A 10,074-nucleotide genomic window follows, 5' to 3' on the forward strand; every position below is an offset into this window, starting at 1 on the left:
TATGGGACGTAGTAAAAGAGTCCGGTGGACTCTTTTAGCCTAAGCTAAATTTTAAAAAGCGAGGGTGGTTGTTTTCTCAAAGTTTTGAAGGAGCTAAAGCAACAGCTATTATTATGAGTTTGTTGGAAACAGCTAAACGTCATCAACTAAATAGTGAAAAATATCTATCCTATCTTCTAGAATGTCTTCCAAACGAGGAAACTCTCGTAAACAAAGAGGTTTTAGAGGCTTATTTACCATGGAATAAAGTTGTACAAGAAAAGTGCAAATAAGAAATCTCCAGATTAGGAACTATCCGTGAGTTCTCTAGTCTGGAGATTTTTCAATATACTTCGTTATTGGGCGGTTACTTTTCTTCTGAAAATACTAGCTAGCATCAGTTGTCCTAAAATTTAGTGTCAGTGCGTCATAACAAGGTATCTATCATTAGGCTAATAGAGATAAAATAAACAATTGATTTAGAACATTTGTTTGATAGTGGTGATAAAGTTTTAAATCTGCTACATAATTTGTGGAGTTTTTTCTATAATTAGGAGTTTAACCTAATCTGCAAATAGGAGTATACTAATAATGTAATCGTTATCAAAAGTCTAAAAAGGAATTTTTAGATGGATATCAAAATAAAAAAGGGGGGAAATTATGAATAAGTTTTCAAAAACCTTGAGAGACAACTGGATCTTTCTCTTGATGGTTTTGCCAGGGGCGCTCTGGTTGATTCTATTCTTCTACATTCCAGTATTTGGGAACGTGGTTGCCTTCAAAGACTACCACATGACCAGTAATGGTTTCATAGATAGTATCATAAATAGTAAATGGGTCGGACTTGATAATTTCAGATTCTTATTTAGTTCAAGAGACGCCTTTATTATCACACGAAATACTGTCCTATACAATCTTGGCTTTATCTTTCTAGGTTTGGTTGTATCTGTAGGGATTGCCATTATCCTCAGTGAACTCCGTTCCAAGAGAATGGTGAAGATTTTCCAAACTTCTATGTTGTTCCCTTACTTCTTGTCTTGGGTTATCATCAGTTTCTTTACAGATGCCTTCCTAAACATTGATAAAGGGGTGTTCAACCATTTATTGGAAAGTCTTGGTCTAAAAGAAGTCAACTTCTACGCTGATTTGGGAATTTGGCCCTATCTCCTACTTTTCCTAGGTATTTGGAAAGGTTTTGGATATAGCAGTGTCATGTACTATGCGACAATCATGGGAATTGATCCAACCTACTACGAAGCAGCGACAGTAGACGGAGCCAGCAAATGGCAACGGATTCGCAATGTAACCATTCCGCAGTTGACACCGCTGGTAACTGTATTGACCATCCTTGCAGTCGGAAATATCTTCCGTGCAGACTTCGGTCTCTTCTACCAAATCCCTCACAATGCTGGTCAGCTTTATAACGTAACCAACGTCTTGGACGTATATGTATATAATGGTTTGACCCAGACAGCGGATATCGGGATGGCTTCAGCAGCAGGTCTCTACCAATCAGTAGTCGGCTTGATTCTGGTGGTTCTATCAAACTTACTGGCAAGACGAGTTGATCCAAACTCAGCTTTGTTCTAGAAAGGAGGAGAATATGGCAGAAAAGAAAATTAAAAAAGAAAAAATTGATAATGTCGGCATTCACTCCTTCAGTAAGAAAGCAGATATCTTCTTCAGTATCATTTCGGGTTTGATTGCCCTCTCTTGTATCCTACCCTTCGTATTCGTTGTCATTATTTCAGTGACGGACGAGAAAAGCCTCCTCCAATACGGCTACAGCTTCTTCCCATCCCAATTTGGATTAGACGGTTTTGAGTTCTTGGCACAGTTTAAGGATAAAATCTTACAAGCCCTCTTCATTTCTGTCTTTGTAACCGTAGTTGGGACATTTACAAATGTCTTTATCACAACAACCTATGCCTACGCTATCTCACGGACAACATTTAAGTATCGCAGATTTTTTACCATCTTCGTCCTTCTCAGTATGTTGTTCAACGCTGGTTTGGTACCAGGTTATATCATGGTGACCCGTGTGCTTCAGCTTGGGGATACTGTTTGGGCCTTGATTGTTCCAATGCTTCTCTCACCATTTAACATCATCTTGATGCGTTCCTTCTTCAAGAAGACCATTCCAGAAGCCATTCTCGAATCGGCTCGTATCGATGGTGCCAGTGAGGCTCGGATTTTCTTCCAAATCTGTTTGCCATTGTCACTACCAGGTATCGCAACCATCACGCTTTTGACAGCACTTGGTTTCTGGAATGACTGGTTCAACGCCCTTCTTTACATCAAGAGTGACAACTTGTATCCATTGCAATATTTGCTTATGCAAATCCAACAAAATATGGACTACATTGCCAAAGCGGTCGGCTTGACTGGTCAACTGGGAGTTGCTCTACCGAAAGAAACAGGTCGTATGGCCATGGTTGTGGTTGCAACCCTTCCAATCGCGATTTTGTATCCATTCTTCCAACGCTACTTTGTAAAAGGTTTGACTATCGGTGGTGTGAAAGAATAGTGTTTATTGAGAAAGAACATTTCTCATTTCCAAACTTCCCTTGCGTGAAGTTAACATCATTACATTGTTTATAAGTTTAAAAATAAAAAAAGGAGTTTTTATCATGAAAAACTGGAAAAAATATGCTTTTGCATCTGCTAGTGTAGTCGCTTTGGCTGCAGGTCTTGCTGCTTGTGGAAACTTGACAGGTAACAGCAAAAAAGCTGCTGATTCAGGTGACAAACCTGTTATCAAAATGTACCAAATCGGTGACAAACCAGACAACTTGGATGAATTGTTAGCAAATGCCAACAAAATCATCGAAGAAAAAGTTGGTGCCAAATTGGATATCCAATACCTTGGCTGGGGTGACTATGGTAAGAAAATGTCAGTTATCACATCATCTGGTGAAAACTATGATATCGCCTTTGCAGATAACTACATTGTAAATGCTCAAAAAGGTGCTTACGCTGACTTGACAGAATTGTACAAAAAAGAAGGTAAAGACCTTTACAAAGCACTTGACCCAGCCTACATCAAGGGTAATACTGTAAACGGTAAGATTTACGCTGTACCAGTTGCAGCCAACGTTGCATCATCTCAAAACTTTGCCTTCAACGGAACTCTCCTTGCCAAATATGGTATCGATATTTCAGGTGTTACTTCTTACGAAACTCTTGAGCCAGTCTTGAAACAAATTAAAGAAAAAGCTCCAGATGTAGTGCCATTTGCTATTGGTAAAATTTTCATCCCATCTGATAACTTTGACTACCCAGTAGCAAACGGGCTTCCATTCGTTATTGACCTTGAAGGCGATACTACTAAAGTTGTAAACCGTTACGAAGTGCCTCGTTTCAAAGAACACTTGAAGACTCTTCACAAATTCTATGAAGCAGGCTACATTCCAAAAGATGTCGCAACAAGCGATACTTCATTTGACATTCAACAAGATACTTGGTTCGTTCGTGAAGAAACAGTAGGACCAGCTGACTACGGTAACAGCTTGCTTTCACGTGTTGCCAACAAAGATATCCAAATCAAACCAATCACTAACTTCATCAAGAAAAACCAAACAACCCAAGTTGCTAACTTTGTCATCTCAAACAACTCTAAGAACAAAGAAAAATCAATGGAAATCTTGAACCTCTTGAATACGAACCCAGAACTTTTGAACGGTCTTGTTTACGGTCCAGAAGGCAAGAACTGGGAAAAAATTGAAGGTAAAGAAAACCGTGTTCGCGTTCTTGATGCTTATAATGGAAACACTCACATGGGTGGATGGAACACTGGTAACAACTGGATCCTTTATATCAACGAAAACGTTACAGACCAACAAATCGAAAATTCTAAGAAAGAATTGGCAGAAGCTAAAGAATCTCCAGCGCTTGGATTTATCTTCAATACTGACAATGTGAAATCTGAAATCTCAGCTATCGCTAACACAATGCAACAATTTGATACAGCTATCAACACTGGTACTGTAGACCCAGATAAAGCGATTCCAGAATTGATGGAAAAATTGAAATCTGAAGGTGCCTACGAAAAAGTATTGAACGAAATGCAAAAACAATACGATGAATTCTTGAAAAACAAAAAATAATCAGCTAAATTGATTTCGTGTATTCATTCCTAACTCCTAAAATAAGAATCACTGCTTTCTTCAGGCTTATCTGGGGAAGGCAGTGATTTTTTGAATGAAAAATAAACCAACTAATATAATTCAGGTATAGTTGGTCTTTTTGTATAAAATTGCTATTTTATGAGGAGTGTTGTCTCTGTAATAAATCATTCTTATCCCAAGTATAGAACTTCATCACAGAGACATTCGATATCTTGCTCTATATGAGAAGCTAGAATAATAAGTTTCCCCTTTTCTTTTAGGTGGAGTAATTTTTCTCGAATTTTTTGAACAGATTGCTTATCAAGTCCGTTCATTGGTTCATCTAAGAGTAATATATCTGGATTTTCCATAAAAGCCTGTGCTAGAGCTAATTTTTGTTTCATTCCTAAAGAGTAGTGTTTTACTTTTTTAGAAGAACTAGGATTGAGTCCTACATCTATCATACTCTGAATGATTTCTTTCTCTCCTATTTTATTTTTGATTAGAGCTAGTTGATGTAAGTTATCAAAACCAGAATAACCTTCCAGAAATCCTGGAGTCTCAATAATAACACCTACACTTGGTAAGAAGGGAAAATCTATTCCAAGTATGTTTCCATCTAATTCGATTTTTCCTTCAGTTATACCTTCTAATCCCGCTAAACACTTGAGTAAAACTGTTTTTCCTGAACCGTTATATCCAACAATTCCGTATATATTTCCACTGGAAAATTCAAAGGAAAGGTCTTCAAAAATTACATTGTGTTTATAGTTTTTACGAATAGATTTTAAATGTAAGTCTGTCATATCTATTGTCTCCTTATTTTTTTCATAACAACTAGGATTATGGTGAGCAAAAGGTATAAAAGTAGGATACGAGTAATTATTTCTGGTAGGGATAGTAAGCCAGAATGGGCTTCGTATTTAATATAATGGAAGTCTAGCCAAGTTAAAGGAGATAAAAATTTAATCCAGAAACGTGAAGCTTCTGTAATAAATAATTCTACAATAACTAATCCACAGGCTAAGGTATTTCCTAAATTAGAATAATAACTATTGAAAACGAAAATCACTCCCCCAATCAATATGAACATAAGGAATAGCAATAAGAATATTTGAAAAAAAGCGCCATAGGGAGAATAATATTGCAGTATAATTGAGCGTAGATGCGTCATGCTATCAACACCTTCCGGAAATGAAATGCGTCCTTGAGCTAGGGAGGGTAGGAGACGTCCCCAATGATTTGAAAGGTGTAGTGTAGGGAGAAAAGTGATTAAAATGCTGATGATTTGGTAAATCGAAGCGATTAAGCTCGCGATAAGCAGATAAATAAACTGGGAGAGCATCCACTTTTTCTGTCCGATTTTTAAGATTAACCAAAACTGGAAAGTATCTTTTAAAGGAAGATTGCTAAATAGTAGTATGACAGATAAAATAGAAATTGCAGTGAACCATTGACTCGTGAAGAGAACAGTTACAATGCTGACAGGATAAGTTTCTTTGAAGTGATTAGCTAAATTAGAAAAAGGTAGCATTAAAATCAAAGTATAGAGGTGAAAGAAAATTAAGATAGGCAACAATCGTTTAAAGGTGAATTGTTGTTTTAAGAGAATAGTTACTACACGTATAATCTCCATAAGATTACTCCTTATCATAAAAATGCCAATGTTTTTTAAGAGCTAGTCGAATGATCTCTATTGACAAAAGTGCCCATAGAGTTAAGAAAATATAAGGATAAAGCAACGAAAAAATATTTCGAAAGTTTTCGTCACCTACTTGAAAATATGCTAGCCCTTCTCGTAAATAATCATCTGTCGTTAAGACGATATGTGGTAGAGTAAAAAAAGGGAGAACTCTCTCTAAACCAAATGTTGTGAGGACAAACCAGGCTGTACTTGGAAGAAGATAGACCATTAACACATTAGGGTAAAAAACGGAAAGAACTCCACCTAATAGAGTAAAGAATGCAAAATAGAGTCCAATTAGACTAATGAGAAGGAAGTAGAAAAGGAATATAAATCCTTGATTTAACAACCACTGATTGCTAAAAGTAGATGAGTAGTGAGAATTAGTGAGGGGAAAATAAAAGGAGAGGAGAATTAAAAAACAGAATCCTAAGGTCAGTCCTACAAAATAAGAACGGAAAATTAACCGTTTGACGAAGGAAGAAGCGTATTGTCGCAGAGACATACGACTAAGTAAAAAAGGAAGTCTATTTTGATGGTAGTCTTGTGAAAAGTCTGTTACTACAGTGGAAGCTGCTGTTAAGATATATAATGACATTGCTAGATTTCTAGAGAAGGAGAGCATGAAATAATCAGGGACTGCAAGTGAATTTCTTCCGTCTAGTTTTATTGTTAAATCTGTATAGGACATCATCAATGCAACTACTAAGGAAAAGAGTAATCCAATCCAAATCCTCCAATCTTTTAGCGTATATTTAAAGGGGAGAAGTAGTTTCATCTAACTTACCTCTTTCCAGTTTGTGGGATCGATAACTGCTTTATCTATACGATCTTTTTCTTTGATTGTATAGATTAGGAAGGGACGATAGAGATTTCCTCCATAGAGTTCTTTTTCTTGAGTGGGAATAGGTATATACTCAATTGTAAATGACTCAATATAAATTGGACTGTCCAAAATCAAATTTTCGTATTTTTCTTTTAAAACATCTAATCCTTTTTGGACAGAAAGAGTCGCCATTTTATCTATTTTTTGAGTCGGTAAGATAACACCAGATAAATCAATTCCTTGAATCCCTGCTTGGGTGATGATAAAGTTTAGGTCAGGACCATGAATAAAACTAATCTCTCCGGATGAACCTAGCTGAGTTTCGCCATCAATAACTCTTTTACTAGAAAGTTTTGGAAAAACAGTAACATAGCACATATCAGTCAGACTGTCTTTCTCTATTTTTGTCCCTTTTAATTCTTTGGCATTTCTTTCGTAGGTTGGGAGATACTCAAGGAGTGTTTCTTTTGAGATAGCGTAGATGAGATAATCATAATCATCAAATCCTAATTGGAGGGTATCTAGAAACTGCTTAACTTTGTTAACACTGTCTTCTTTTGAAAATGGAAGTTCTTCTTTAAAGTCGGTTAGATTTAGATTATTTTCAATAGCGTCTAATCGTAGGTTGTGGAAAACACTTGATAGATCTGATATTTGATCAGATGTTAAATGAATCCATGATCCAGTTTTATTGACGGTAATATCTGCTCTGGTCTTTCCTTTTTGGAGTCTGGTTAAAGGATTCTTATCGGCAATAATTTCACTAATTTCACTATCGCTTCCCATAAAATTTTGGATAGCTGTTACCAATGTTTCTTTGTCTCCTTTTTTTGAGTCCCAAAAAGGCAATTCTTCTTTATAGGAGGTATCTATCTGGTCTGATAGATAGATTTGCTCTGTTATCTCTTTATAACCTTCTTTTATGGGAAGATTTTCCTTATTTATCTCAGTTGTTTGCTTTTGGCTATATTGACAAGCTGTTAAAAAGATAAAGGGAAGAATAAGTAGAAATAATAGGTATTTTTTCATAGTAAAAAGCTCCTTTAAAAAAGGAGCAGAGACATGATACTTTTTAGATGATGCCTCTACTCTTAGAAGGGGGCGTTAGGCTAGTGAGCGCTCACATGATAAACTAGCGAATAACCCAATGTTTGTTACTTTTTGTTTTGAGACGAATTAAGGGTCAAAACGTCCTGTTATATTCGAATTGAGCCAACCATATTTAGAGGCGTTGAGATAATAATAGCGTCCAATTGTTCCATAACCATTGTTATAGCGAAGATTATAGCGACCATTTGAATCAGCTATTTTCATCTCAGTTGCAGGCTCATCCTCAGCAGCAGTCCAAGCGCGAATTCTGACCTTTTTTCCCCAACCAAGACCACCTGTGATATTAGCAACAGCAGGGGAGCCGTCTGTTTTTTCAGTTTTTCGGCTACTAACGGAATAGTCTTCGCGTGTAACATGAAGATTGAAATACACCATCTTAGCAGAAACAGTCTGACTAGCTAAGGGGAGTAAGCAAGCGACTCCCAGTCCTAATGCGATGCATTTTTTCAAATTTGTCATCACAATACCTCCTTTGTATTTCAGTGAAACCGATTTCATTTACATTGTACTACTTTTTTTTTATAATGTCAATCGCAAAATAAAGTATTTGTGATTTGTAATTCGAATGTGATAATGTCTTTATAAAATAAGTTATTAGATTTACATATCTCATAAAATATGGTTAAATTATTATATTGAATTTAGAATAGTACAGCATCTCTTCTAAAATATTGTTATAAATTGATTTGGATTCCAAAATTAAATTGCTCGATTCTTATTTCATTTTATTATATTTGACCCAGATAAAGCGATTCCAGAATTGATGGAAAAATTGAAATCTGAAGGTTCCTACGAAAAAGTATTGAACGAAATGCAAAAACAATACGATGAATTCTTGAAAAACAAAAAATAATCAGCTAAATTGATTTCGTGTATTCATTCCTAACTCCTAAAATAAGAATCACTGCTTTCCTCAGGCTTATCTGGGGGAGGCAGTGGTTTTTTGGGCACAAGGATATAGATATTCCTGTTTTCTCTTATCCTTATTTTAATACTCAATAAAAATCAAAGAGCAAACTAGGAAGCTAGCCGCAGGCTGCTCAAAACACAGTTTTGAGGTTGTGGATAGAACTGACAGAGTCAGTATCATATACCTACGGCAAGGTGAAGCTGACGTAGTTTGAAGAGATTTTCGAAGAGTATAACCATTCAGGAAATTTCGATAACCCTCTACAATTTCCAGTCAAATAAATTGCATTCGTTTTCTCAAGCAGGTATACTAGTATGGATAAATAAAAAATTTAGAAAATTTAAGAATAGAAAAGAGAACAAATCTTATGGCAAAAGATATTCGTGTCTTACTTTACTACCTTTATACTCCAATTGAAAATGCAGAGCAATTTGCTGCAGATCACTTGGCTTTCTGTAAATCAATCGGCCTTAAAGGCCGTATCCTAGTCGCTGACGAGGGAATTAACGGAACAGTTTCAGGTGACTATGAAACAACTCAAAAATACATGGACTACGTTCACAGTCTCCCAGGCATGGAAGACCTTTGGTTCAAGATTGACGAAGAAAATGAACAAGCCTTCAAGAAGATGTTTGTTCGCTACAAGAAAGAAATTGTCCACCTTGGTTTGGAAGACAACGACTTTGACAATGACATCAACCCACTTGAAACAACAGGTGCTTACTTGTCTCCAAAAGAGTTCAAAGAAGCGCTTCTTGATAAAGATACCGTTGTCCTTGACACACGTAACGATTATGAGTACGACCTAGGACACTTCCGTGGGGCTATCCGTCCAGACATCCGCAACTTCCGTGAGTTGCCACAATGGGTCCGTGATAACAAGGAAAAATTCATGGACAAGCGCGTCGTGGTTTACTGTACAGGTGGCGTTCGCTGTGAGAAATTCTCAGGCTGGATGGTCCGTGAAGGCTACAAAGATGTCGGCCAATTGCACGGAGGAATTGCAACTTACGGTAAAGACCCAGAAGTTCAAGGTGAGCTTTGGGATGGGAAAATGTACGTCTTTGACGAGCGTATCGCCGTTGATGTCAACCATGTCAACCCAACCATCGTAGGGAAAGACTGGTTTGATGGAACACCATGTGAACGTTATGTCAACTGTGGAAATCCCTTCTGTAACCGTCGTATCTTGACATCAGAAGAAAATGAAGACAAGTACCTTCGTGGATGCTCACACGAGTGCCGTGTTCACCCACGTAACCGCTATGTTTCAAAAAATGAATTGACACAAGCTGAAGTGATCGAGCGCCTAGCCGCTATCGGTGAAAGCTTGGATCAGGCAGCTACTGTATAAGATCAAACAGTCCTCAGGGGCTGTTTTTCTATGCTTTTTACTCAAAAATCTAATACTCAATGAAAATCAAAGAGCAAACTAGGAAGCTAGCTGCAGGCTGCTCAA

The 10,074-nt window shown here is 36.9% G+C and carries 10 protein-coding genes and 1 pseudogene; 6 read left to right on the forward strand and 5 right to left on the reverse strand.

What is annotated here, in order from left to right:
* Positions 1-56: 56 nt before the first annotated feature.
* The 4 genes and pseudogenes from HT719_RS02170 to HT719_RS02185 all read left to right on the forward strand — a co-directional run.
* Positions 57-272, forward strand: a pseudogene (locus HT719_RS02170) (transposase domain-containing protein); the annotation flags it as partial.
* A gap of 367 nt (positions 273-639) precedes the next feature.
* Complete coding sequence (locus tag HT719_RS02175) at positions 640-1,569, forward strand: sugar ABC transporter permease (protein WP_007284784.1); 930 nt, start codon at positions 640-642, stop codon at positions 1,567-1,569.
* Positions 1,570-1,582: 13 nt separating this feature from the next.
* The gene (locus HT719_RS02180; RefSeq protein WP_055356821.1) at positions 1,583-2,506 is read left to right on the forward strand and encodes a carbohydrate ABC transporter permease; all 924 of its coding nucleotides are present in this window, start codon (positions 1,583-1,585) and stop codon (positions 2,504-2,506) included.
* Between the two features lie 103 nt (positions 2,507-2,609).
* The gene (locus HT719_RS02185) at positions 2,610-4,085 is read left to right on the forward strand and encodes an ABC transporter substrate-binding protein (RefSeq protein WP_083022243.1); all 1,476 of its coding nucleotides are present in this window, start codon (positions 2,610-2,612) and stop codon (positions 4,083-4,085) included.
* A gap of 191 nt (positions 4,086-4,276) precedes the next feature.
* Here the strand turns inward: HT719_RS02185 and HT719_RS02190 are convergent, their stop codons facing one another.
* The 5 genes from HT719_RS02190 to HT719_RS02210 all read right to left on the reverse strand — a co-directional run bounded on the left by HT719_RS02190 (position 4,277) and on the right by HT719_RS02210 (position 8,164).
* A complete protein-coding gene (locus tag HT719_RS02190; RefSeq protein ID WP_000130638.1) occupies positions 4,277-4,891 on the reverse strand; it encodes an ATP-binding cassette domain-containing protein in 615 nt (204 codons plus the stop codon).
* A gap of 2 nt (positions 4,892-4,893) precedes the next feature.
* On the reverse strand, positions 4,894-5,721 hold the full coding sequence (locus HT719_RS02195) for a hypothetical protein (RefSeq protein ID WP_000402862.1): 828 nt from the start codon (positions 5,719-5,721) through the stop codon (positions 4,894-4,896).
* Positions 5,722-5,725: 4 nt separating this feature from the next.
* Positions 5,726-6,547, reverse strand: coding sequence for a hypothetical protein (locus HT719_RS02200; RefSeq protein ID WP_000771482.1), 822 nt, complete (start codon positions 6,545-6,547; stop codon positions 5,726-5,728).
* Positions 6,548-7,624 (reverse strand): hypothetical protein, encoded by a 1,077-nt coding sequence (locus tag HT719_RS02205; protein WP_023941408.1) that lies wholly within the window; start codon positions 7,622-7,624, stop codon positions 6,548-6,550.
* Between the two features lie 147 nt (positions 7,625-7,771).
* On the reverse strand, positions 7,772-8,164 hold the full coding sequence (locus tag HT719_RS02210) for a hypothetical protein (RefSeq protein ID WP_023941407.1): 393 nt from the start codon (positions 8,162-8,164) through the stop codon (positions 7,772-7,774).
* A 271-nt stretch (positions 8,165-8,435) separates the two neighbouring features.
* Between HT719_RS02210 and HT719_RS02215 the strand changes: the two genes are divergently transcribed.
* Together HT719_RS02215 and HT719_RS02220 are read left to right on the forward strand one after the other, a co-directional pair.
* On the forward strand, positions 8,436-8,558 hold the full coding sequence (locus tag HT719_RS02215; RefSeq protein ID WP_337456848.1) for a DUF3502 domain-containing protein: 123 nt from the start codon (positions 8,436-8,438) through the stop codon (positions 8,556-8,558).
* Positions 8,559-8,982: 424 nt separating this feature from the next.
* A complete protein-coding gene (locus HT719_RS02220) occupies positions 8,983-9,969 on the forward strand; it encodes a rhodanese-related sulfurtransferase (protein WP_001030014.1) in 987 nt (328 codons plus the stop codon).
* Positions 9,970-10,074: the final 105 nt, after the last annotated feature.

The organism is Streptococcus sp. k-378, assembly GCF_013277505.1.
Lineage (GTDB): Bacteria > Bacillota > Bacilli > Lactobacillales > Streptococcaceae > Streptococcus > Streptococcus pseudopneumoniae.

Bases quoted from the DNA above. Each gene is read 5' to 3' on its own strand.
- HT719_RS02175 (WP_007284784.1), top strand. From the start codon at position 640: ATGAATAAGTTTTCAAAAACCTTGAGAGACAACTGGATCTTTCTCTTG.
- HT719_RS02180 (WP_055356821.1), top strand. From the start codon at position 1,583: ATGGCAGAAAAGAAAATTAAAAAAGAAAAAATTGATAATGTCGGCATT.
- HT719_RS02185 (WP_083022243.1), top strand. From the start codon at position 2,610: ATGAAAAACTGGAAAAAATATGCTTTTGCATCTGCTAGTGTAGTCGCT.
- HT719_RS02190 (WP_000130638.1), bottom strand. From the start codon at position 4,891: ATGACAGACTTACATTTAAAATCTATTCGTAAAAACTATAAACACAAT.
- HT719_RS02195 (WP_000402862.1), bottom strand. From the start codon at position 5,721: ATGGAGATTATACGTGTAGTAACTATTCTCTTAAAACAACAATTCACC.
- HT719_RS02200 (WP_000771482.1), bottom strand. From the start codon at position 6,547: ATGAAACTACTTCTCCCCTTTAAATATACGCTAAAAGATTGGAGGATT.
- HT719_RS02205 (WP_023941408.1), bottom strand. From the start codon at position 7,624: ATGAAAAAATACCTATTATTTCTACTTATTCTTCCCTTTATCTTTTTA.
- HT719_RS02210 (WP_023941407.1), bottom strand. From the start codon at position 8,164: ATGACAAATTTGAAAAAATGCATCGCATTAGGACTGGGAGTCGCTTGC.
- HT719_RS02220 (WP_001030014.1), top strand. From the start codon at position 8,983: ATGGCAAAAGATATTCGTGTCTTACTTTACTACCTTTATACTCCAATT.